At 44.7% G+C, this 24,621-nt stretch carries 23 protein-coding genes; 6 read left to right on the top strand and 17 right to left on the bottom strand.

The annotated features are described in order from the left end of the window. Nucleotides 1-441 precede the first annotated feature (441 nt). From glnA to FE392_RS02200, 4 genes are all read left to right on the top strand, one after another. The gene (glnA, locus tag FE392_RS02215; RefSeq protein ID WP_319928597.1) at nt 442-1,851 is read left to right on the top strand and encodes a glutamate--ammonia ligase; all 1,410 of its coding nucleotides are present in this window, start codon (nt 442-444) and stop codon (nt 1,849-1,851) included. 214 nt (nt 1,852-2,065) lie between these two features. Further along, on the top strand, nt 2,066-3,109 hold the full coding sequence (gene glnL / locus FE392_RS02210; RefSeq protein WP_319928596.1) for a nitrogen regulation protein NR(II): 1,044 nt from the start codon (nt 2,066-2,068) through the stop codon (nt 3,107-3,109). Nucleotides 3,110-3,147: 38 nt separating this feature from the next. Continuing rightward, nucleotides 3,148-4,581: a nitrogen regulation protein NR(I) gene (gene glnG, locus FE392_RS02205; RefSeq protein ID WP_319928718.1), complete on the top strand. Its 1,434-nt coding sequence runs from the start codon at nt 3,148-3,150 to the stop codon at nt 4,579-4,581. A 423-nt stretch (nt 4,582-5,004) separates the two neighbouring features. Then, nucleotides 5,005-5,619, top strand: coding sequence for a YjaZ family protein (locus tag FE392_RS02200; RefSeq protein ID WP_319928595.1), 615 nt, complete (start codon nt 5,005-5,007; stop codon nt 5,617-5,619). 266 nt (nt 5,620-5,885) lie between these two features. Here the strand turns inward: FE392_RS02200 and hemN are convergent, their stop codons facing one another. Genes hemN through yihI form a run of 3 tightly spaced genes read right to left on the bottom strand, consistent with a single transcriptional unit; the run spans nt 5,886 to nt 8,006 of the window. Then, nucleotides 5,886-7,259, bottom strand: a complete 1,374-nt coding sequence (hemN, locus tag FE392_RS02195; RefSeq protein ID WP_319928594.1) for an oxygen-independent coproporphyrinogen III oxidase — start codon at nt 7,257-7,259, stop codon at nt 5,886-5,888. A gap of 2 nt (nt 7,260-7,261) precedes the next feature. Then, entirely contained in the window at nt 7,262-7,447 is a 186-nt protein-coding gene (locus FE392_RS02190) for a high mobility group protein Z (protein WP_319928593.1), read from the bottom strand. A gap of 40 nt (nt 7,448-7,487) precedes the next feature. Further along, nucleotides 7,488-8,006, bottom strand: a complete 519-nt coding sequence (yihI, locus tag FE392_RS02185) for a Der GTPase-activating protein YihI (RefSeq protein ID WP_319928592.1) — start codon at nt 8,004-8,006, stop codon at nt 7,488-7,490. 147 nt (nt 8,007-8,153) lie between these two features. On the opposite strand from yihI, the gene FE392_RS02180 reads away from it, so the two are divergent. Continuing rightward, the gene (locus FE392_RS02180) at nt 8,154-9,623 is read left to right on the top strand and encodes a glycosyltransferase family 39 protein (RefSeq protein WP_319928591.1); all 1,470 of its coding nucleotides are present in this window, start codon (nt 8,154-8,156) and stop codon (nt 9,621-9,623) included. A gap of 85 nt (nt 9,624-9,708) precedes the next feature. On the opposite strand, the gene FE392_RS02175 is transcribed toward FE392_RS02180, so the two are convergent. Both FE392_RS02175 and FE392_RS02170 read right to left on the bottom strand, forming a co-directional pair. Continuing rightward, nucleotides 9,709-11,046 carry an NCS2 family permease gene (locus FE392_RS02175; protein ID WP_319928590.1) on the bottom strand — a complete coding sequence of 446 codons (1,338 nt, stop codon included), beginning with the start codon at nt 11,044-11,046 and terminating at the stop codon, nt 9,709-9,711. 183 nt (nt 11,047-11,229) lie between these two features. After that, the gene (locus tag FE392_RS02170; protein WP_319928589.1) at nt 11,230-11,781 is read right to left on the bottom strand and encodes a TetR/AcrR family transcriptional regulator; all 552 of its coding nucleotides are present in this window, start codon (nt 11,779-11,781) and stop codon (nt 11,230-11,232) included. Nucleotides 11,782-11,884: 103 nt separating this feature from the next. On the opposite strand from FE392_RS02170, the gene FE392_RS02165 reads away from it, so the two are divergent. Then, nucleotides 11,885-13,366, top strand: coding sequence for an MFS transporter (locus tag FE392_RS02165; protein ID WP_319928588.1), 1,482 nt, complete (start codon nt 11,885-11,887; stop codon nt 13,364-13,366). A gap of 47 nt (nt 13,367-13,413) precedes the next feature. Here the strand turns inward: FE392_RS02165 and FE392_RS02160 are convergent, their stop codons facing one another. The 12 genes from FE392_RS02160 to pstS all read right to left on the bottom strand — a co-directional run bounded on the left by FE392_RS02160 (nt 13,414) and on the right by pstS (nt 24,617). Next, nucleotides 13,414-14,604, bottom strand: a complete 1,191-nt coding sequence (locus FE392_RS02160; RefSeq protein WP_319928587.1) for a hypothetical protein — start codon at nt 14,602-14,604, stop codon at nt 13,414-13,416. 8 nt (nt 14,605-14,612) lie between these two features. Further along, entirely contained in the window at nt 14,613-15,302 is a 690-nt protein-coding gene (locus FE392_RS02155) for a hypothetical protein (protein WP_319928586.1), read from the bottom strand. 46 nt (nt 15,303-15,348) lie between these two features. Beyond that, entirely contained in the window at nt 15,349-16,365 is a 1,017-nt protein-coding gene (ssp4, locus tag FE392_RS02150; protein ID WP_319928585.1) for an Ssp4 family T6SS effector, read from the bottom strand. A gap of 25 nt (nt 16,366-16,390) precedes the next feature. Further along, on the bottom strand, nt 16,391-16,870 hold the full coding sequence (locus tag FE392_RS02145; RefSeq protein ID WP_319928584.1) for an Hcp family type VI secretion system effector: 480 nt from the start codon (nt 16,868-16,870) through the stop codon (nt 16,391-16,393). A gap of 244 nt (nt 16,871-17,114) precedes the next feature. Then, on the bottom strand, nt 17,115-17,858 hold the full coding sequence (locus FE392_RS02140; protein WP_319928583.1) for an amino acid ABC transporter permease: 744 nt from the start codon (nt 17,856-17,858) through the stop codon (nt 17,115-17,117). A 1-nt stretch (nt 17,859) separates the two neighbouring features. Next, entirely contained in the window at nt 17,860-18,597 is a 738-nt protein-coding gene (locus FE392_RS02135) for an amino acid ABC transporter permease (RefSeq protein ID WP_319928582.1), read from the bottom strand. Nucleotides 18,598-18,671: 74 nt separating this feature from the next. Next, on the bottom strand, nt 18,672-19,520 hold the full coding sequence (locus tag FE392_RS02130) for an ABC transporter substrate-binding protein (protein WP_319928581.1): 849 nt from the start codon (nt 19,518-19,520) through the stop codon (nt 18,672-18,674). A gap of 302 nt (nt 19,521-19,822) precedes the next feature. Beyond that, on the bottom strand, nt 19,823-20,539 hold the full coding sequence (phoU, locus tag FE392_RS02125; RefSeq protein WP_319928580.1) for a phosphate signaling complex protein PhoU: 717 nt from the start codon (nt 20,537-20,539) through the stop codon (nt 19,823-19,825). Nucleotides 20,540-20,770: 231 nt separating this feature from the next. Continuing rightward, entirely contained in the window at nt 20,771-21,562 is a 792-nt protein-coding gene (pstB, locus tag FE392_RS02120) for a phosphate ABC transporter ATP-binding protein PstB (protein WP_092509709.1), read from the bottom strand. A gap of 45 nt (nt 21,563-21,607) precedes the next feature. Continuing rightward, nucleotides 21,608-22,537 carry a phosphate ABC transporter permease PstA gene (pstA, locus tag FE392_RS02115; protein ID WP_319928579.1) on the bottom strand — a complete coding sequence of 310 codons (930 nt, stop codon included), beginning with the start codon at nt 22,535-22,537 and terminating at the stop codon, nt 21,608-21,610. A gap of 1 nt (nt 22,538) precedes the next feature. Beyond that, nucleotides 22,539-23,495 carry a phosphate ABC transporter permease PstC gene (gene pstC / locus FE392_RS02110; protein WP_319928717.1) on the bottom strand — a complete coding sequence of 319 codons (957 nt, stop codon included), beginning with the start codon at nt 23,493-23,495 and terminating at the stop codon, nt 22,539-22,541. 81 nt (nt 23,496-23,576) lie between these two features. Next, on the bottom strand, nt 23,577-24,617 hold the full coding sequence (pstS, locus tag FE392_RS02105) for a phosphate ABC transporter substrate-binding protein PstS (protein WP_319928578.1): 1,041 nt from the start codon (nt 24,615-24,617) through the stop codon (nt 23,577-23,579). Between the last annotated feature and the right edge of the window lie 4 nt (nt 24,618-24,621).

The following is a 24,621-nucleotide window of genomic DNA, read 5'->3' as shown; positions in this document are numbered from 1 at the left end:
TAGGTGCAGAAAAGTGAATTTATCCCCGTCTAAGTGACGGGGATTTACAGCATTTTGGTAAATAAACAAGTTACAGACACTCCCTATTTGAATCCCCCAAATTACGCACTTTATTTTTATTCCAGAAAATGCGTCTAAAAAACGCGCTGTTATCCTAATGATACGCCCTATTGCACCATAATGATGCAACTATAAACTTGACGCTCTCCAATTTGGTGCAAGCGCCGTTAAAATCGTTTTTTCATCTGTTTATTTTTCGATCCATCTAGGTTGTACGTGCTGATCTTAAAGGCTTTTAAAAAGTTGGCACACTTTTCGCATTTCTTTTTGCAATAGAAATCTCGTAAAAATTGACTGTACAGAGATATACAGTAGCCCAGAATAAAACAGTAAATTTTTTGCCCCGTTTTATCCGGCTGATGCAAACCAGGAGAACTCAGTATGTCCGTTGAACATGTTTTATCCATGATTGAAGAACATCAGGTGAAGTTTATTGACTTACGTTTTACTGATACCAAAGGTAAAGAACAACATATCACCATACCTGCCCATCAAGTTGATGAAGATTTCTTCGAAGATGGCAAAATGTTTGACGGTTCATCTATCGGTGGCTGGAAAGGCATCAATGAATCTGACATGGTACTGATGCCGGATCCAAGCACGGCTATGCTTGATCCTTTCTTCGACGTGACCACGCTTATTCTGCGCTGCGATATTCTGGAGCCGGGCACAATGCAGGGCTATACCCGCGATCCCCGCTCCATTGCTAAACGCGCAGAAGATTTTCTGCGGGCCAGTGATATCGCCGATACGGTTTTATTCGGCCCAGAACCTGAATTTTTCCTGTTTGATGACATCCGCTTCGGTACTTCTATTTCCGGCTCGTATTACCATATTGATGATACCGAAGCCGCATGGAACAGCGGAACACGTTATGAAGGCGGCAATAAAGGCCATCGTCCCGGCATCAAAGGGGGTTACTTCCCGGTTCCGCCAGTAGATTCTTCCCAAGATCTGCGTTCAGCAATGTGTCTGACCATGGAAGAAATGGGGTTGGTGGTTGAAGCACATCACCACGAAGTCGCAACCGCCGGGCAAAATGAAGTGGCTACCCGCTTTAATACCATGACCAAAAAAGCGGATGAAACTCAGATTTATAAGTATGTGGTTCATAACGTTGCCCATAAATTTGGCAAAACTGCCACCTTTATGCCAAAACCGCTGGTTGGCGATAATGGCTCCGGCATGCACTGCCACATGTCTCTGTCTAAAAATGGCACAAACCTGTTTGCCGGCGACAAATACGGCGGCCTGTCTGAAACGGCCCTGTACTATATCGGCGGCATTATTAAGCATGCCCGTGCATTGAATGCTTTCACTAACCCAACCACCAACTCATACAAACGTCTGGTGCCTGGTTTTGAAGCGCCTGTCATGCTGGCTTACTCTGCCCGCAACCGTTCAGCCTCTATCCGCATTCCGGTTGTCGCCAGTACGAAAGCCCGCCGTATTGAAGTCCGCTTCCCTGATCCGGCTGCGAACCCTTATTTGGCGTTCTCCGCACTGTTGATGGCAGGGCTTGACGGTATTATCAACAAAATCCATCCGGGCGATGCCATGGATAAGAACTTGTATGATTTACCGGCAGAAGAAGCACAAGAGATCCCAACCGTCGCCTCTTCTTTGGATGAGGCCTTGGCTGAGCTGGATGCAGACCGTGAATTCCTGACCCGCGGTGGTGTTTTCACTGATGATGCGATTGATGCTTATATCAATTTATTGAAAGGTGAAATTGAGCGTGTCCGTATGACTCCACATCCTCTGGAGTTTGAACTGTATTACAGCGTGTAATTTTTTAACCTGTATTTTGATGGCCTTGCTGCTGTCCCTTTTTTGTTGCCGTGAAACTTTTAGCCCATCATAAGATGGGCTTTTTTCCCACACACGCATGCTATCCTGAATATTCGTTCCAGACGAAATAAAAATATACCTACAGAACGAATGACTCATCGCGTTAAGCTGGATAGACTACAATGCACCAAAAAAGTGCAGAGATTGAATCACAATGGTTAATTTGCCCGAAGCAGAACAAATTCTCGATTCACTGATAAACAGCGTTCTGGTACTGGATAATGATTTGATTGTCCGTTACGCCAACCATTCTGCAATGCAACTGCTGGCACCAAGTACACGCAAATTATTCGGTACGCCTCTTCCCATTCTATTCAGCTATATCTCACTGGATACAGAGTTGATGCGCTCGAGTCTGATTCGCGGCCATGGTTTTACTGATAACGAAGTTATCTTGGTTATCAACAATCACTCTCATGTTATGTCGCTCAGTGCCCAACCAATTTCCGGACAGTTTATCTTGCTGGAACTGGCGCCTATGGATAGTCAACGCCGGTTAAGCCAAGAGCAGATACAACAAGCACAGCAAGCGGCTGCGCGGGAATTGGTTCGGGGGCTGGCACATGAAATCAAAAACCCTCTCGGAGGGTTGCGGGGAGCAGCTCAGCTGCTTGCCAAAGCACTGCCGGAGCCGTCTTTGCGGGAATACACGCAAGTGATTATCGAACAAGCGGACAGGTTGCGCGCGCTTGTTGATCGATTGCTGGGGCCGCAATATCCGGGAACCCAAACCAGGCAGAGCATCCATCATGTCGTTGAACGTGTCTATCAGTTAGTTTCGCTGGAAATGCCAGCCAATGTCACGCTAATCAAAGATTATGACCCCAGCCTGCCCGAATTGGCGCATTATCCTGATCAAATCGAGCAAGTCTTACTGAATATCACCCGCAACGCCCTGCAAGCGCTGGGAGAAAAAGGCGGTACTATCATTCTGCGAACACGAACCGCATTCCAGATGACCCTACAGGGTGAACGTTACCGTCTGGCTGCCAGAATTGATATTGAAGATAACGGGCCGGGCATTCCCACGAATATTCAGGATACACTTTTTTACCCGATGGTCAGTGGGCATGAAGGCGGTACTGGACTTGGGCTATCCATCGCCCGTAATCTAATTACTCAGCATGCTGGGAAGCTCGAATTTTCCAGTTGGCCGGGGCACACGGAATTTTCCATTTACTTGCCTATCAAAAAATAACCGACCAATAATCAGTTGATCAAGAAGTGAGGATGACTATGCAACGGGGAAAAGTCTGGATCGTTGATGATGACAGTTCTATTCGCTGGGTACTGGAACGGGCGCTGAGTGGCGCAGGTATGGAATGTACCAGTTTTGAGAATGCAGATTCAGTACTGACCGCTTTATCACAGGGCAGCCCCGAAGTTCTGCTCTCAGATATCCGCATGCCCGGATTAGACGGGCTAAGCCTGCTCAATCAGATTAAACAGACTCATCCACAGCTTCCGGTCATCATTATGACTGCTCATTCTGATCTGGATGCCGCTGTCAGTGCCTATCAGCACGGCGCTTACGATTATCTGCCAAAACCCTTTGATATCGATGAAACCGTTGCACTGGTTGAACGGGCATTGAGTCATTATCGCGAGCAACATCAATCCATCGCCAATCCACAAGTGGCCGCCTCTGTCTCAGATATGATTGGGGAAGCACCAGCCATGCAGGAGGTATACCGGATTATTGGCCGGCTTTCCCGTTCCTCCATCAGCGTGTTAATCAATGGGGAATCTGGCACTGGTAAAGAGTTGGTCGCCCAAGCCTTACATCGTCATAGCCCGCGGGCTTCCGCTCCATTTATCGCCTTGAATATGGCCGCAATTCCGAAAGATTTAATCGAATCCGAATTGTTTGGTCATGAAAAAGGCGCGTTTACAGGTGCAAACCAAGTACGCCATGGGCGTTTTGAACAAGCCAATGGCGGCTCTCTGTTTTTGGATGAAATCGGTGATATGCCGCTGGATATTCAGACCCGTCTGCTGCGGGTACTGGCTGAAGGTCAATTTTATCGGGTTGGGGGTTATGCGCCGATAAAAGTCGATGTCCGCATCATTGCAGCCACTCACCAAAATCTTGAACAACGGGTGGCAGAAGGTAAATTCCGTGAAGATCTTTACCATCGTTTGAATGTCATTCGGGTTCAACTGCCTCCATTGCGGGACAGGATAGAAGATATCCCTCGTCTGGCTCACCATTTCCTGCAACAAACTGCCAAAGAGCTGGGCGTTGAAACCAAAGTTCTGCATCCTGATACAGAACTTGCCTTGGCTCGCTTACCGTGGTCGGGAAATGTCCGCCAATTGGAAAATGTCTGCCGTTGGCTGACTGTCATGGCCGCCAGCAAAGAAGTATTGGTGCAAGATCTTCCGACTGACTTAATTGAAAGCCAATCCCCAGGGCAAACGGAAAACTTGCTTCTGCCTCCTCCTGTTTCTTCTTATGAGGATTGGTCTGCATTGCTGGCAAAATGGGCGCAGCATGCTCTACAAGAGGGAAAAACCGATCTGCTTTCTGATGCCCTGCCGCTGCTGGAACGTACTCTGCTTAATTGTGCACTGGAGCATACCAATGGACATAAGCAAGAAGCTGCTCGTTTGCTGGGCTGGGGCAGGAATACCATCACACGGAAATTGAAGGAATTGGGGCTGGAGTAATAACGCTCCCCTCAATTATTTACTGCTGATTTAATATTCATTAAAATCAATAAACTGAGATAATATCGCTTCAGTTTGCTTTCTTCCCTCAAAAGTTTAAAGGATTTCACTATTATATTTAGTGAACTCTTTTTCCGTTGGGAGAGACAATTTTCCATCTAAAATGCCAATGACCTTAATGGCTTTTTAGGATTAGCAAGTACACCAATTGTGCTATTTATCATCAAGTTACCACTTTCTGTCGATATTTTTGTCGCTTGATTACCAAGCCAACGTCTATGCGCTTTTATTTGCATGATATCTTCGTCTGCCGTTTTATTATATTTGGCAATAAAGCCAATTTACCCACTCTATTTAATTAAAAACATAAAATATAAATAATTTGAATGTGTGGGTTAAATTATTTATTATCAAAAATAAAAAATGAAAGGTAATTATGTATTGGCCCACAGAACATACAAATGGAATGAGCAGGTCTATCATAATAGAACTTATACTCATCCTGAAACAAACGAGTCATTTGATCTTTCCCACATGGCACCTAAAACTATCAAAATCAAATATGAATATAAGGATAGTTCTAAAAATAAGGTAAAAGGCGAACTATATGTAAGAGTTATATTTAGTCATCATTGTTACACTAAGGCCATACAAGACTGTGATAAAAATACCATTTTAATTACAGAATATGAATATGGAGTGATAAAAGAGCATCGAATATTCGATGAAATAAGATATAAATACACCTTCGCTTTATTAAATATCATAGAAAACATATCACATAAGATATGCAGAGAAAGCAGGTTAAAGGGAAAGGTAATAAGGTTAGAAGAAAAAGACCGAAGTCATCCTCAAAAAGGCATTTATATCATAATGAAATTAAAGGTCAAAAATGAAAATTTACTTTTATATATTGAAACCGCGCATCATAGAAATAATGAACCAATTAACGCCCAATTAAAAAAGGAATCACGAAGATTTATGTTGATATTGGGGGATATTTTGAAAAGTGACTGGAATCATTTAATCAAACCCTAAATATGATAAAGCCCAACTCATCGCTGGGCTTTAAAATACTAAGCAGATGTAAACTGCCGCTCCTCTTCACAAATCGCTTTGCTATCCCAAGTGACTGTCAGGCTAAAGATTAACCTCGTCGAAGGACCAATTAATATTGGCGGCATATCAGCACTACTCCAGCAGAAATTTTTAGTAAAAACCCACTGTTCATAGTCGCAGCTCATGCTGAATACTGTTCAATTCTAATACAATACAGCAATATTCTCAACCCTGCCCACTACTATTCATATCACCCGCGAAAACTGCCGTTGACGCATCTGACTACGTAAATAGCTGTCAAAGCACATGCAAATATTACGGATAAGCAAACGCCCTTTCAGAGATACTTGGATCTGCGATTCTGTTACTTCAACCAATCCATCGTTTGCCAATGGTGCCAGCAATTGTAAATCTTCAGCAAAGTAATCCGTGAAATTCAATCCATAACATTGTTCGATATCTGCAAAGTGTAGCCGGAAGTTACAAATCAAATTTTTGATGACATCACGGCGAATACAGTCATCCTGCGTCAGAGACAAACCACGCCATAACGCATGGTTTTGCGCTTCCACCGCAGCATAATAGGTTTTCAGGTCTTTCTGATTCTGCGCATAGCTGTCTCCCAGCATGCTGATTGCCGAAACACCCAGGCCAAGTAAATCGCACTCTCCTTGTGTGGTATACCCTTGAAAATTGCGGTGCAGAATACCTTGCCGCTGGGCAATCGCCAACTCATCATCAGGGCGGGCAAAGTGATCCATCCCGATAAACTGGTAGCCGTTACCTGTCAGGGTTGAAATCGTTTCTTGCAAAATATCCAGTTTTTGCGTCGCGCTGGGTAGGTCTTGTTCTTTGATCTTACGTTGCGCTGCAAATAAATCCGGCAAGTGTGCATAGTTAAATACACTCAGGCGGTCAGGCGACAATGCCAGAACGCGCTGTAATGTAAAAGCAAAGCTCTCTGGCGTTTGCTTCGGCAAGCCATAAATCAAGTCAATGCTGGTGGATGTGAAACCCGTTGCACGCGCACGGTTGACCAACTCAAAAATAAATTCTTCATCCTGCTCTCGGTTTACCAAACGCTGTACGTCTTTATTGAAGTCCTGCACCCCCATGCTCAGGCGATTAAAGCCCTCGTGACGCAGGTGATCAATGACATCAAGCTCAATTTCCCGTGGATCAATTTCAATGGAAAGCTCAGCTTCGGACAGAAAATGGAAATGCTGTCGCAACATCGACATAAGCCGGCTGATTTGCGCTTTATCCAGATAGGTTGGCGTGCCTCCGCCCCAATGCATCTGACTGACTTTCCGCCGGGAAAATAATTCAGCGCGGGCAGCAATCTCTTTTTCCAACACATTCAGATAGTCATCTGCTTTGTGTTTTTGGCGCGTGACCAGCTTATTACAGCCACAGAAATAACACAGTTTATGGCAGAACGGGATATGGATATAGAGGGAGAGTGGGCGTTCAGGATAACGGTTCGCGGCTTGTATAAAAGCAGCGTCATCGTATTGCTGGTTAAATTCCAGTGCCGTGGGGTATGAAGTATAACGAGGCCCTGAATAGTTGTATTTTTGGATCAAAGGCAGATCCCAAACAATGGCTTGCTCTGACATGCTTATTCCTTCCGCTGTTTTCGCCCATCAAAACGCAACTTTTTCATGGAGTTGAAACGCTGTGTCATGATGGTATTGCGTAACTGACGTTTACGTCGCGATAGCCGCCACAGTTTACCCAATAACCACAACAAATAACATACTAAGACTGTGGTTATTAGAACAGTGGTTATTAAGACACTGTTCATTAAGAATCCGCCTTTTATTCATAATCCGTAGATGCAGTAATTACTTGCCTTTCAATAGTTGCATAATATCTTCCTGCTGCTCTTCTTCACTGTCATCTTCTTCTGGGTTGATACCCAGTATTTCCATCAGTGCATCAATGCGATCGAGCATGTTGTCGACATAAGCACTTTCTTCCTGAGACAGTTTTTCGCCTTGCTCAACGCGTTCCAGCAGCTCATCCAGGCGGTCGTCATTTTCCAGCATTTCCAGCTCTTCTTTCGGAGATAAGCGAGGGACTGCTTTTTCCACAACCGGTTTGATTGCCGGTTTCACAATTGCTGTTTTTTCTCCGACGACCAGAGGAACCGGAACTTTACTGCCAATGCGCGGATCTTTTTCCTGCTTATTCGTTGATCGACGCTCATTGTTGCTGTTGCTACTGCGGCTGCCGGTCGGGTTACCGCGACGCTTTTTCTGGCGTTTGCGTTCACGTCCTTCCGCATCCAGCTCTGCACGGCTTTTTCTTTTTTGCTTGCCAGCGGAAGGTTTCGCTGGTGATTTTTTCTTTAATGGACTCATAGCTTGTGACTCAACTCGCTTTTATCAATATATTTTCGGCGGAATCTAACAGAAACGCCCTTTAACATCCAATGTCATTCACTTATGGTTCAAACTTCGGCTAATATTCAGGTCACATTAATTTAAATAATATGATCATTAACCATTATGCGTCTTTTTGATACTTCGTCTTACCGCGTGCCATTGTATCTTTGGGTCATTGGTTATGCTGCTTTATGGGTACTAGTCAGTTATTTTCTTGATCCAACTGTTCCTTATGATGCCGTTGAAGCACTCAACTGGGGAATAAACGGAGAATGGGGATCTCCTAAAAACCCTTGGTTAGTCGGTGCCATAATGCTACCTGCCATCCACATCAGCAATATCTCTCTGAGTTTTTATTGGTATTTCACCCATTTTGTCGCCATCGCCATCGGTATGTTGGGTGTCTGGCAACTGGCTTTCCGCCTGACCGGCAAAGTACTGCTCGCTTGGCTTGCCATGCTGACGCTGAATCTATCCGGCATCATTAACTTTGATATTATTCCTTATAATGATAATTACCTTTTAGTGATGCTCTGGCCATGGTCGTTGCTGTTTTTCTTGCGCGCCATTGACGATAATCCCAAATGGTGGCTGGCATTCGCGCTTTGTTCCGGGCTGGCGACGATGGGGAAATACTCATCACTTTCCATCATCGGTTCCGTCTTTTTGCTTTCCCTGTTCGTCCCCAAAGTACGCCGCAACTATCGGGAACCGCTGTTTTATCTCGCGATTTTAGTGTGGTTCGCACTAGTGCTGCCAAACGTTTGGTGGCTGGTACACAATGATTTTGTGGCCTTTAAGTGGGTAGATTCCCAAATCCACAAAGGGTTCAATCTGCACACCACGCAAGCTGTCCTTTCCGTGTTCTATCCGTTGATTATCCTTAGCATCATTATTTATTTGCTCGGTGGCCGGATTGGTTGGCCGAAACAGCAATCCAGTGCCTTGGTGAATATCGTTATCCTGCTGCCTTTGTTGATTATTTACAGCTGGTTTTCCTTTAATCAAGGCGGGCGCATGACTGAGTGGATACAACCCTTTATGGTTGTTTCACCTGCATTGCTAGTGGGTTCAATCACGGTCTATCCAACCAAATCGCTGCATGGAACACTACGGGGATTAGCCATATTTGGTGTCTTGGTGGTGTTCGGCTATGCCAGTATCATGATGGCGAATGTTCGTGGCGCTGGTCAGAAATTTGTTGGAATCAAGGCGTTTACCAGCCAGCTTGACCAACGCTGGAATGAGCTGTACTCAACACCATTGCGTTATGTCGGCGGGGAATATCTGCATCAGTGGTTGACGTTTTATAGCCACTATCGTCCGGAAACAATACAGCCTTGGGAATTAAATAAAGGTATGCCACCAAATATCTACAATCGACATATCAAAGAAAAAGAGATTGTGGAACATGGCGCACTGCTGGTGGGTGAACGAGGTAAAAGCTGCGAGCAAGAAGATTTTCAGCCTATTTTGCAGGAATGGCCAACCTTGGTGATTAGCCATAAGGAAGCGTTTTCCTTTCAGGCACAACCCAGTGCTGAATCCGAAACAGTCTGCATTGGTTTTGTCACGCCAGAAAACCAGCAATAAAAATCGATAACAGCAGATTGCCTATCTCATACAAAAGCCTGACAGACTCTTTCCTGTCAGGCTTTTGTAATGGCATCAACCGTTTTTAATGGGCATCAACAAACACCATTTTCAATATAAACAGCAGAGTGACCACAACAACACATAAACTGATATCACGCCATTTGCCCGTTCCCAATTTCATTGCGCAGTAGGCAATGAAGCCCAGTGCGATGCCTTCGGTAATGGAGAAACTGAATGGCATCATTACCGCAGTGATAAAAGCGGGTACGGATTCCGTCAGATCATTCCATTTCACCCGGGTCAGGCTGGACGTCATCAGAACACCAACATAGACCAGTGCGCCTGCCGTGGCATAAGCCGGTACCATGCTGGCCAGCGGAGAGATAAACATCACCAGCAGGAACAGGATCCCGACTACAATTGCCGTCAGGCCAGTGCGCCCGCCGACCGAAACACCAGAAGAACTTTCGACATAGGCAGTCACCGAAGACGTCCCAATGTAAGATCCTGCAACAGAGCTGAGGCTGTCTACATACAACGCCTGCTTCATACGCGGAAATTTACCCTCGCTGTCCGCAAGCCCGGCTTTATCCGTTACGCCAATCAACGTACCGGAAGAATCAAACAAGTTAACCAGCATGAACGAGAAAATCACGCCAATCAGTGCAATGTCCAATGCACCTTTCACATCGACATTACCTACCACGCTCATCACGCTGGGTGGCAAGTCAAAAATACCGTGATATTCCACATGCCCTGTCATCAAGCCGATGCCAGTCGTCACCACAATGGAAATCAATACAGCCGCATGGAAACTGCGTGCTGCCAAAATGGCAATGATGAAAAACCCCAGTGTTCCCAGCAGCACATTATGGGAAGCAAAGTTGCCAATTGACACGATTGTGTCGGGATTAGGAACGATAATGCCCGAATTTTTCAGTCCCATCATTGCGATGAAAAGACCAATGCCGCTGGTAATTCCCACGCGCAGGCTCAGCGGAATATTCGCTATCATCCAATATCGGATACGAAAGACAGTCAGGAGCAGCAAGCCCACAGCGCCCCAAAAAATCGCGCCCATTGCAACTTGCCATGAAATCCCCATCGCTCCCACGACAACAAACGCGAAGAAGGCATTCAAGCCCATCGCGGGAGCAACGGCAATAGGTAAATTCGCCATCAATCCCATCAAAATACTGCCAATTGCCGCAATTAAGCAGGTAGTGACGAATACGGCTTTAATATCCATTCCCGCCATCGCCAGTATTTGCGGATTGACGAATATGATATAAACCATCGTCAGAAAGGTTGTCAGGCCGGCAACCATTTCAGTGCGAACCGTCGTGCCGTGTTCCTCTAATTTAAACACGCGTTGAAGCAAGCCCTGACGTTTTTCAGAGCCTGAGTTTATTGTGTTCATGTAATGTGATTTCCCATCCCAAAAAACGAAGTTTTCGACTTATCCTACAGGAAACCCATAAAAATCGTTACTGTGGAACAACAAAAAAAGAAATCGTTTGCGTCAATGACAATCAATAAGTTAAATAACATGATGATTATTGAGGACATTCATTGAATGACGATATTTTATGCGTTATTTTTTCTATTCAGCTATCTTTGATGGCATTAAAGTCGAAATATCATCAAAAATGCCTTCCCACTCATCCTCATTCATCTCCATTAAACCGAAAAAACGCAGAATAAACGCGCCTTCAGTGGCCAAAAATGCCAAACGTGCCTGACGGCCTTCCACTGTTGCCATGTCTAACCCTGCCATGCGTTCCTGATACCACGCTTTAGTCGATTTCAGGCGCTCCGGTGTTTGCAACAACGCAGCCATTAATCCTGCCGCCTTTGCGGTTGATGCAGCATCAGACTGCCGGGTCGCTTCAACATGTGCGTGCATTGCGGTCAGCGGATTCGGGTTCTCCCCCGCAATTTTTTGGAACTGCTGATCATAACTCTCACCCCAACGCTCAAACATCGCATCAATTAGGGCATCTTTCGTACCAAAATTGTATTGTACGCCGCCTTTGGTTATGCCGACCGCTTTCGCCACTGCATCAATGGTAAGAGCCGCCGCTCCCTGTGTTGTAACGATTTGTTCTGCGGCATCTAACAGAACTTCCCGATCAATAGTCTTACGACGTCCCATATCTCCCCCCTTTTAAATAAATACGTATGTATTTATAATATTTGCCAACAATTTAATCAAAGTTTGGCAGTCTATCGCTACCGACAATATTGGTAAAATTTTTATGAAAACAAATCTTCGCTGGTTGGTGCTGGTCATCATTTCCAGTGCCTTGCTTCTGATTGTGATTGATATGACCGTTCTTTACACAGCCTTGCCACGGCTGACGCATGATTTGCGCGCTTCCGCTTCTGAAAAACTGTGGATCATGAATGCCTATACTTTAACTATCGCCGGATTGCTGCCCACAATGGGAGCGTTGAGTGACCGTTTTGGTGCCAGAAAACTCTTTACCAATGGGCTGGCCGTTTTCGGTGTTGCATCACTGATGGCTGCATTTTCCCCTACCCCCGGCATGCTGATCACAGCGCGTGTCATTCTGGCTTTCGGTGCAGCGATGATGATGCCGGCAACCCTCGCGATCATTCGCCACACGTTTGAAAACCCTAAAGAGCGGGCACTTGCTATCGGCATTTGGTCAGCCGTTGCCTCAGGGGGTGCCGCATTTGGCCCGGTCATTGGCGGGTTGTTGCTTGAATATTATTGGTGGGGTTCGGTTTTTCTGATTAACGTTCCAATCGTTTTTATCGCACTGGTTTTTGGGCTGATTTTCATCACCAAAAGCCGGCGTAATCCAGAGCATACAATCGATCTGATTGCCGCAATACAAATCATGCTTGGCCTGATTGGCCTCACTTATGCAATCAAAGAAGTCAGCAAGCTAGAGTCATCGTTAGAAGCAGCCGCGATAGCAGGTGCCATAGGGCTGATATTCACCACCGTTTTTGTGCGCCGACAATTGCGCTCGCCAAAGCCCATGATAGATTTCAGTCTGTTTCGCAATCGGGCTTTTGCAACAGGAATCATTGCAGCTTTTTCTTCCACCGCCGCACTTGTCGGTATGGAACTCGCCATTAGCCAGAGATTCCAACTTGCTCTGGGGCTGTCTCCCTTGCAGGCTGGGTTTCTTATCTTACCCATTCCTATCGCGGCTTTTATTGCAGGGCCGCTGGCCGGAATGGCGATTCCGAAATTTGGTGCAGAACGGCTCATGTGGCTCTCATTCGCCTTAACCGGACTGGGCACTTTTGGCTACCTGTTTGGTTTGCAATCTGGCCTGTTAGTGCAAATTGTTACATTCAGTATCATTGGATTTGGTGTCGGAGCCGCCATGACGGCCGCTTCTACTTCCATTATGCTGAATGTTCCGGAGAAAAATGCAGGCACAGCGGCATCCATTGAAGAAGTCGCCTATGAATTGGGAGGCTTGTTAGGGATAGCGGTTCTCGGCAGCCTGATGGTCGCTGTTTACAGCGCTTCCTTTACACTTCCGGCGGATGCGGGCATGCCAGCGCTGGCAAAAAACGGCATTGACGAGGCGCTGCTCGCCGCTGAACAATTGACGGGAGATGCTGCCCTGTCACTGATTCAAGCCGCAAAACAGGCGTTCAATTACTCATTTTTGTCGGTATGTATCACGGCCGGGGCACTGCTGTTATTGATTTCTGGCGCAATTGCAGCCTTCGGGAAAGAAAAACGTCATTGATTCGATAAATCGGAGGTACACATTGCCATCCGGTGTACCTCTGCAATTTACTTATGCTGATTTATAGCTATCTTATGCCATGCCAGAAAACAGTGTAACTCTCTGAGATGTTTACTGTAATATTCCGTATTCAGCATGAAGAATACCAATAAGAACTCCAGAATAATCATGGACAAAGCAATATTACTGTACTCCAGAATTCCCATGACAAATTTAAGGCACACCAATAAGGCAACCATCAGGATAAAAAGAAAACGTGCCAAAATTAGCATCCTGAAACCTAATGTCACGCCTCGTTGAGTGAGTAAAATAGCTAAAGAAGCAAAGGCTATTGTAGATACGATTGTAAAAAATAAGATGGGCAGATCATCTTTGTTATCAAAATGAGATAACAGCATAAACGTTCCAATCACATAAATCTTTATCAATAAAACAGCCGATAATACCGTCATCAATAACGCTTTTTTTGACATACCGAAATCCAGCAAATGCTGATATTTATTTATTCTTTTTTCTGTTATCAGCGTAGCGTCGTTTTTCTTTATTCTCAAATTCAGTTTATAGCCTGCTTTTAGCGTGCTATTGAGATTTGTATTCAATACACAATATTGCCAAATCATGATGAGTATATTTTTCTTCTGATAATCAGTGTGTTCATCAGACTCGCTGTCTATTTGCTTTTTCAGTAGCTGATTCGTTGTTTTAAACCATAAGATTTCCGTCATAGCTTGAGAAAAAGAAGCGCTATTTATAATAATTCTATTTATGAAAAAATTAGAAAATACAATAATCAACAAATGCCATTCATGGTGCATATTATAGGCAAAAAAATTAAGGGAAAGAATAAATAAGGTAAAACAAATACTCAATGTATTCAATGCATTAATGAACTTAAAAGCAAAGATATTACCTCGGTAAGCATAAAATGCCAGTAAAGAAATAGTCGAAATAATAAACATATTGGCAGAGCGATGAAACCCAGCCACATCATAGGAGAAGTAGAAATCGTAAAGAACAATGACCAATATGATATAAGAGGTAAATAATAATATGGGAAACAAAGCCAATAACACACCTTCTTCTGAAGAGCGGTTTATGGCGATTTTATCTTTAAGTCTGACAATATCAGGCTCTTCGATAAGAGACGTATCACCGGTTTTGATTCTATCATCTATATTTTTGCACAATCTCAAAATACGTTTGTATTGCCTGTTGGTTAATGTTTCTATTATATTCATATTCAACCCTATTTCCCCGTAACTTTCCCTTCTCTTTTTTTATCCCTTATTTTTTTGCGCTTTTCTAATTGAGAATTCCTTGAATACTCTCTTAGTTGTTTTTTATTCAATCCGTTTAATTTATTAAGTTCTTTTTTAAAAAGAACATCATTTACCCTAATACACATCCTGCTCCATATGAAACCAGAGTAATACGCCCCATTTAATATCAACTTTATAAACAAGCAACATAATGCTATAAAAAAGAAGTAAATGAAATCAGAGCTAAATACTCCACTAAAGATAGCAATGGCTAAACTAGAAAAAAAGACAACGGAATTTACATGTTTTTGTATTACAGGACCATAGTAATAACCACCTAGAGTAAACCAAAGATGAAAAAATGAAATAACACCACTAATAATTAATGACAAAAAGAAAGCAATTGTTTTTATTTCATGACTTGGTTGACTCACTAACAAATTAGGTATAGATAATGCTATGCCTGAAAAAAATGCCATGTAAACTATAGTAATAAAAAATATTAAAAACACTATCTTAATTCTACCAGGATAATTTACGTATTTTTTATAGCTAAGTTCATCCAAAGTAATGTGTTCTAGCTCTGGATCAGAGTTTTTTATTTTTACCTCTAGATCATAAGTCCTATCTAAAAGTTTTTTAAATCCTGTATTCAACAAAAAATCTTTTATATTCATAAAGTAATTATCACAATAAGTTTATTCTAGGGAATAACTATAGTTACTAAAAATGTTCCGATAAATAACTAGCAGGCATTTCATAAGCAATAGAATAAATCGTACCAATAATATACTTACCCGATGTTAATATATTGCCCGGATTCCTGATTGTACCTGTCATCCCGCTACTTACAAACCCACCGGCTGCAGTAAGAGAGTTTTTCAAATGACTCAATAATGCCTTTTGTATATCCTCTGTAGGGTAACGCTTGATGTACTTTCCATGTGCTATAGCTCTCTTAATTGCTTGATTAGATATTCCAGGATTATTATGTCGCATAATTTCTTCAGTTAACCTCTTTCTCTCATGTCTTGGCATGCTTTTCAGCCATTCTGAAGCGCGCCGAGGAGAAGCCGATTTCATTATCTTATAAGTCTTATATGCATCCTTTAATGCGGCAGCTCCCGAAGCAAGGGATATTACATCTAATAGAGTTGAGGTTGTAACATACCAATCTTGTGAATCTAGCCAAGCAACATGTTCAATTCCTTCCTTTCCAGCGCCTGTCAGTTGATAAATTCTATAACCTCCATTCACACATTGAAGGCCAGATGCCGTTAGACCACCGTACATTAACACTACTGCCGGCGTACTCATTCCTCCTGTAAATGGTACTGCTGCTCCTGAACCTAATAACCCAAGTCCAGATACCAACGCACCACCACACGAAAGCGCTGTAGAACCAATTTCTGGCATTAAATCGGGATCTGAAACTGTTTTTTTCAGCTCTACTTCCGGGGCAACACCTGCTTCAAGATTGAAGATAATAATATGTGTTAATTCAGAAACAGCCGGACTTGCGCGCCTTTTCGATGGCCTAACCAAATAGCGCTTATACAGACCATCTGAGTAAATAATCCCTGCGCCATAAAAATCACGGTGGCAATCCAAAGCGTCAGCTACCGACTTAAAATCTATATCAGGAGGGGAACTGCTAAATTGGTAGGAAAGATGAAAGTCTGGCAACTTACTTTCATCAAACTCATTCCTCAGTTGTGACGTAAGATTTTCAAATCGCATTTTAATTACCACCTGTGATTGCTAATTAATAAACGGTATCTTCCCAAACACAATATCCTGATGTTCCCGCAGCATGATGCTGACAAACAATATCTTTATACTTAACTGCGACAACCTCTTCCGGTTGCTGATCATTATGGTTAACAGAATGTGGATACTGCACATTCAAATTGAGTAATTTCGCATTACGCAAATTAACTGAGTAGTAACGTTCCTGACCACCTGCTTGTGATGTTCGATAGAAATCAAACATCAGGTCAAGTTCCTCATTATTTGAAATTGCCATCATTAATAACGGAGAGGATTTATCCAGAGGCTTTACAAATTTAACCGGTTGATGAGCGACATTTTGTGAACGAGAAACACCGTGGTTAAATTGCAATACAAAAATTTGATCTTCATGTCCCAACTGAAATTTATTACCAATAGAGTCCAGTGTAGAACAGCCTTGAGAAATTAACCCCTGAAGTTTGCCTTTAATTGTTACATAAATCGAATTAGCCATATTGTCTTAATCCTTCATCATTTTTTTATCTTACCTCCGGTGTTATAGCAGGAATTTTAATCAAAAAATACTGACTCAGTCCTAAAATCAGAATCGGTCTCATAGATAAAAATATTTGGCTTCAATAAGAAAAATATCAGGTCATTAAATGAAACAATTTTCTATTACTTTTGTTTCAGGTAAAAAAAACTCCCTACTTCAATCAGTAGGGAGTTATATAAAAAATAAGTAACGAATTAAAATATTAACTTTCCGTAACCATACCCGTAGGCTTTTTACGCCAGAACCCAAAAATTGCGGTTTTTTCCCGTTTCACAGAGAATCTTCGGGCAATATAATTGGCAATTAACTCCAGTGATAAACACATTACAAAATAAATCAGCGCAACAAATAAAAAAACTTCCATCGGATATACCATGCTGCGGTTATTAACTTGTGTTGCCAGAAATGATAATTCCGATACACCAACGATATAAGCAAGGGAAGTATCTTTGATTAAGGCAATCCATTGGTTGATGAATGAGGGGATCATCATACGCAATGCCTGCGGCAAGACAATATGCCACAGAACTTCCCAACGGTTGAATCCCAGCGATAACCCAGCTCGCCACTGGCCTTCACCGATTGCCAGAATGCCGGCTTTAACTCCGTGAGCCAAATAAGCGGAAGTAATTAATGCCAGCGCGCATACAACCGTCGTGATTTCGGGAATTTCCATTCCCAGTACCACTGGCAATAAGAAGTACGTCCAGAAAATCAGCATGATCACCGGGATGGCACGGAAAAATCCCAATACTGCCGCCAGCAGATTGACCCAGAATCCGCGCAGCATCGCCAGTGCAACGCCGCCCAAGATGCCCAGTACGATAGAAATCGTGCCTGCCATAATGCTGATCGCCAGCGTCAATGCTGCCCCTTCCAATGGCCCGTCGGGAAAAGTTCCCAACAGCAAATAGCGCCAGTTTTCTGCAATAACGGTAAAATCCATCTCAGCATCCCCTCGCCAATGTTTTTTGCTGACGCCACTGTCCCCAAGCTTCCATCACGGCAATAATGGCAATGTAAAGCACCGTGGCGACCCCAAATGCCTCAAAGGTTTTCAGCGTCTGGGTTTCCACTTGTCGGGAGGCATAGGAGAGTTCCGCCACGCCTATCGCCATAGTTAATGAGGAGTTTTTGACGATATTCATGTATTGCCCCAATAAAGGTGGCATGGCGATTTTCAATGCCTGCGGCAGTACAACATACCGCATGGCCTGCCAACCCGTTAAGCCCAAGGCGTGGGCTGCATATTTTTGCCCGCGTCCGATTCCTTGGATACCTGCCCGCAACTCTTCTGCGACAAAAGGCGCGGAATAAAGAGTCAGGCCAATGAACCCCGCCAAGAATTCAAAAGACGGCCATTCCAGCTCCAGACCGAAAATCGTCACTGAATGGGGCGTGTTCAGCCATATCATCGCGTCTTGCGGTAAAATTTGGCCGGATGCGAAATACCAGAAAAACAGTTGAACCAGCAAAGGGGTATTACGAAATAGGGTAGTATAAGACGTGACCAGCCAACGCAGTGGCCTGATTTGGCTATCCCGCGCCGCAGCAACCACGAAGCCCAGTAAAGTAGAGGAAATAATGGCACAGGCAGAAAGCCACAAGGTAATCAGAAAACCCTGCCACAGCCATTGTAGATATTCGGGAGCCAATAAGTGCTCGGTAATAAATTGCTCAAACATATCATTTATCGCATAAGCAAACAACAAAGCCCCGCGGTCACGGGGCTGGTATCACATACTGCTTTTAAAAAAGATTACTGCTTTGCCTGATTTTCCAATGGGGCAAATTTAAAGTCACCACGCGGCTGGGCGGATTTGGTTTCCGGGCCAAACCAGCGGTTATAAATTTTCTCAGCTTCACCGTCTTTTTCCAGTTTCAGCAGAGTCTGGTTCACCGCGCCAATCAAGCGCCCTTCTCCTTTAGACGCCGCTACTGCCTGATATTCACGGGTAATACTGAAAGGTGAAATTTCAAAATCTGCTTTTTGGGCTTCAGGCACATTAGCCAACAAGCCAACCAGTTTCGCATCATCCTGTGTGATTGCCTGAACATTACCGTTTCTCAGGGCGGCAAAAGCCAGCGGGGTATCGTCATAAGAGATGACTTTTGCAGTCGGGTAACGCTCGCGCAAGGTGATCTCCTGCACGGTGCCTTTATCCGCCCCGATGCGCAATTTAGCAATGTCGTCCGGATTGGTCAGAATGCCTTTGCGAGCGATGAACTTCTGCCCGGTGGCAAAATAGGGAATAGAGAAATCAACTTGTTTTGCTCGCTCGTCAGTTACCGTGAAGTTGGCCGCGATCAGGTCAATTTTTTTGGATGAAAGAAGAGGGATGCGGTTTGCCGGATTGGTTGGGCGCAGTTCCAGTTTGACACCCAGATCACTGGCGATAGCATTAGCAATATCGACATCGTAGCCTGCCAGTTTTTTCGTTTTAGGATCGATGAAACCAAATGGGGGGTTGCTGTCAAAGACTGCAATGCGTACGGTGCCTGCTTTTTTAATGTCGTCGAGTTTATCTGCTTTTGCTACACCTGAAACCAGTGCCAGACCAGTCAGCAGTGCTGTCACCGCTACGCGAGATTTATTGCGAATCTTCATTACACACCCCTGTTAGTAATAAATTTATACCCTTCGTCTTTCAAGTTGCCTCTTTGTTGGCTGCACTCATTCACCCCGGTCACCGTTTTTATAAACATACGGTTATCTATGCTCCCGGGGATGAATTCCCTTGCCGCCGCGATGCAACTCGAAATTCATTGGGTATAGTTATAAGTTCTTATATGACTAACAAAAGCTATCAATTTCGTTATAGCACCTGAAATAATATAAAATGCTATATTTATTCTTTTATGGAATAAAAACGCCGGCTAAATGCCGGCGCTTTATATTGGTCAAAGAGATCACTCTTTTTTAGTCAGTAATCTTTCCAGCTTATCGCCGCCTGCATGGCGGAAATCCTGCCCTTTGACATAGTAAAAGATAAACTCACAGATATTCTGGCAACGATCACCAATTCGCTCAATGGAGCGGGCGCAGAAAAGTGCAGTCATGACATTTGGGATAGTCCTCGGATCTTCCATCATGTATGTCATTAACTGACGCACAATGCCTTCATATTCCTGGTCGATTTTTTTATCTTCACGATAGATACGAATCGCTTCTTCCAGATCCATGCGGGCAAAAGCGTCGAGAACATCGTGCAACATTTGAATGGCATGGTTCCCCAATGATTCAAGGCTGACCAGCAACGATTGCTGTTGATGTGAAAATTTTTCCAGTGCTGTCTGGCAGATTTTGTCGGCAACATCGCCAATGCGCTCCAGTTCAGCAATGGTTTTTGAAATGACCATGATGAGGCGCAGATCGCTGGCCGTCGGCTGGCGTTTTGCAATAATGCGCACACAGGCTTCATCAATTGCCACTTCCATCATGTTAACTTTCTGGTCATCTTCAATGACTTGCCGCGCCAAATCTTCATCCTGATTGTGCATTGCCAGAATAGCTTTGCGGAGCTGCTCTTCCACCAGACCACCCATGGTCATCAATTCCGTGCGGATATATTCCAGCTCAGCGTTGAATTGGCCGGAGATGTGTTTACTGTGATTCAGGTTGTCCATCAATGTTCCCCTATATGCCCCGCTTATACCCTTCGTCTTTCAAGTTGTCTCTTTGTTGGCTGCACTCATTCACCCCAGTCACCGTTTTTATAAACATACGGTTATCTATGCTCCTGGGATTATGAGAGGCTCCTGCCTCTCAACCTTTGGCTGTTCAAATTCGTTCCCGATGAATTTGTCATTCCCTTGCCGCCGCGATGCAACTCGAAATCCATTGGGATATACCAAGTATCAACCGTAACGACCCGTTATGTAATCTTCGGTTTGTTTCATCTTCGGTGTAGTGAACAATCTATCGGTGTCACTGAATTCAATCAGTTCACCAAGGTACATAAATGCCGTGTAATCTGAACAACGTGCAGCCTGCTGCATGTTGTGCGTGACGATAACGACGGTATATTCTGATTTCAGTTCACTGATTAACTCTTCAATTCGACCAGTGGATATTGGGTCAAGTGCCGAACAAGGTTCATCCAACAGCAAAACATCCGGGCGAATGGCGATACCGCGGGCGATACACAAGCGCTGTTGCTGGCCGCCGGACAGGCTGTATCCACTCTGGTGCAATTTATCTTTCGTCTCATTCCACAATGCCGCCTTGGTCAGCGCCCACTGGACACGTTCATCCATTTCAGCTCTCGGGAGTTTTTCAAACAGGCGGACACCGAAAGCGATGTTGTCATAAATTGACATCGGAAAAGGTGTCGGTTTTTGGAAAACCATGCCGACCTTGGCACGCAATAAGGCGATATCCTGCTTGTCGGTCAGAATGTTGGTGCTGTCCAAAATAATTTCGCCTTCTGCACGCTGCTCACCATACAGTTCATACATTTTGTTGAATGTACGCAGCAATGTGGATTTGCCACACCCTGACGGCCCAATGAATGCCGTTACTTTATTCTGTGCAATATCCAGCGTAATGTTTTTCAGCGCATGAAACTTGCCATAATAGAAGTTCAGATCACGTACCTGAATTTTGCTTACCGCGGTTTTGTTTACTGCAGTGTCATTAGCTTTATTCATTAGTGCTTCTCTTTACCTATATAAAATATTGGGTACTGCTTATATTCAGTACTTTTTCTTCGCAAACATAACGCGCGCCACGATGTTAATCAGCAGAACACATAAGGTGATCAACAGCACTCCCGCCCATGCCAGTTGCTGCCAGTCAGAGAATGGACTCATCGCAAACTTGAAAATCGTGACAGGAAGGTTGGCAATCGGCTGACTGAGATCGGTGCTCCAAAACTGGTTGGAAAGCGAAGTAAACAATAACGGGGCCGTTTCACCGGCAATACGGGCAATAGCCAACAATACGCCGGTAATGATGCCGGATATGGAGGCTTTCAATGTAATGGCAGAGATCATTTTCCATTTCGGCGTTCCCAAGGCATAAGCCGCTTCCCGCAGGTTATCAGGCACAAGTTTCAGCATGTTTTCCGTCGTGCGGATCACAATCGGAACCTGCAACAGCGCCAAAGCAATCACCCCAGCCCAGCCAGAAAAGTGTTGAACTTTCGCCACCACAACGGTGTAAACAAACAAGCCGATCACGATGGATGGGGCTGAGAGCAGAATGTCATTGATAAAACGGATGATCTCTGCCAGCCATGAGCGCCGGCCATACTCAGCCAGATAAACTCCCGCCATGATGCCCAGTGGCGTGCCCAATACGGTCGCCCAGAAGATAAGCAATCCACTGCCGACAATGGCGTTTGCCAATCCACCGCCCTCGGTATTGGGAGGCGGTGTCATTTCGGTAAATAACGCCAACGACATACCATCAATGCCTTTGGTGATGGTGGAGATTAAGATCCAACTCAACCAGAACAAGCCAAATGCCATAGTGCCCATGGAAAGCATCAGCGCTATGCGGTTTTTCTGGCGACGCCATGACTGCATGCGGCGACGGTTCTTTATATCGACTTCACTGAGGGTTTTGTTCACCAAAGCTGAGGACGGTTGATTACTGGTAGTTGTCTTATTGCTGGTTGTCATCTCAGCGTCCCTCGTTTTTTGCCAGACGCATGATCATCAGTTTTGATAACGCCAGTACAATAAAGGTGATAACAAACAAGACAAGCCCCAGCTCCATCAACGCCGCGGTATGCAGGCCAGATTCAGCCTCGGCAAATTCGTTTGCCAAAGCAGATGTAATGCTGTTGCCCGGCATGTACAGCGATAAGCTGTCAAGCTGATAGGTATTGCCAATAATAAAGGTTACGGCCATCGTTTCTCCCAAGGCACGGCCAAGCCCCAGCATCACCCCGCCAATGACACCATTTTTGGTGTAAGGCAGGACGATATGCCAAATGACTTCCCAGGTTGTACAGCCGATTCCATAGGCAGATTCTTTCATCATGACGGGAGTTTGTTCGAACACATCACGCATGACAGAAGCAATGTACGGGATAATCATGATGGCAAGAATGACACCCGCCGCCAGAATGCCGATACCAAAGGCAGGGCCAGAAAACAGCTCACCCACGATGGGAATGCTCGATAGCACATCACCAACAGGTTGCTGGAAGTAGGTTGCAAACAACGGGGCAAAAACAAACAACCCCCACATGCCATAAACGATGCTGGGAATCGCGGCCAGCAGTTCGATTGCCACGCCCAGCGGGCGCTTTAACCAGTTAGGTGCCAACTCTGTCAAAAATAGGGCGATACCAAAACTCACCGGAACAGCAATGATCAACGCAATTAATGACGTCATCAAAGTGCCATAAATCGGTACCAAGGCACCAAACTGCCCGGCCGGTGCATCCCAGTCTTTATTCCACAAAAAAGAAAAACCAAAGGTTTTTATACTCGGCCAAGAGGCAAAGATCAGGGAAATGATAATGCCTCCCAGCAAGAACAATGTCAGCAACGCGGCCAATCTGACCAGCGTACTGAAAATGATGTCACCATTTTTGCTTGGAGCTTTCAGTGCCGTTTTACGTTCGGCCATACGCTTAATTCTCATTTTGGGTTATTTCCCCCCCGAAGGGGGGAAGTTTTACAATGATTGATTCAGGATACAGAAACTTCATCAATATAGCGGTTTGCCACTGCTGTCTTTGATGTTGCTCTTCCATGCTGCTCGTACCTGACTAATCACTTCTTTTGGCAGTACGGCATAATCCAGATCTTTTGCCTGTTTTTTGCCTTTGTCATACGCCCAATCGAAGAATTTTAAGACTTCAGCGCCATTTGCGGCGTTAGCCTGCTGTTTGTGAATGAGGATGAATGTGGTGGAAGTAATCGGCCACGCACTGCTACCCTGCTGGTTTGTCAGATCTTGGGCAAAGCTGCTGCTCCAATCCACTCCTTTGGCCGCTGCGCTGAAATTCTCGGCCGTCGGCGCAACCACTGAGCCATCTGCGGTTACCAGTTTGGTATAAGCGAGGTTATTCTGTTTTGCATAGGCATATTCCACATACCCAATTGAACCGGGCAGGCGCTGAACAAAGGCCGCGATGCCATCATTACCCTTGCCACCCAACCCCGTTGGCCACTTGACAGTGCTGCCCGTGCCAACTTTATCTTTCCAGCCTGCATTGACTTTAGACAGGTAGCTGGTGAAAACATATGTCGTTCCAGATCCATCTGCACGACGAACCACGGCAATATTTTGATCCGGCAGTTTCAGCTCAGGATTCAGTTTTGCAATGGCTGGATCATTCCATTTTTTAATATTCCCCAGGTAGATGTCACCAAGGGTTTTTCCATCCAGAATCAACTGGCCGGATTTAATGCCAGAAATGTTGACGGCCAGAACAATGCCGCCGATTACCGTTGGAAACTGGAACAAACCGTCAGCCGCCAATTTCTCATCTGCCAATGGGGCATCTGATGCACCAAAATCAACGGTATTCGCAATAATCTGCTTTACACCACCGGAAGAACCGATGCCTTGATAATTGATTTTGTTACCCGTTTCTTTTTGGTAAGAATCTGCCCACTTGGTATATACCGGCGCGGGAAATGTCGCACCAGCACCCGTCAGGCTGGTAGCAGCAAATGAAGACAGGGATGTCATGGTAACTACGGCTGCCATGATGCTTGTCACGGTGGTACGCATTAGTTTCATACTA

This window comes from Xenorhabdus santafensis (genome assembly GCF_033949405.1).
GTDB classification, from domain to species: Bacteria; Pseudomonadota; Gammaproteobacteria; order Enterobacterales; family Enterobacteriaceae; genus Xenorhabdus; species Xenorhabdus santafensis.
The sequence above is the reverse complement of the archived record's forward strand: the minus strand, read 5'-3'. Positions and strand labels throughout refer to the sequence as shown.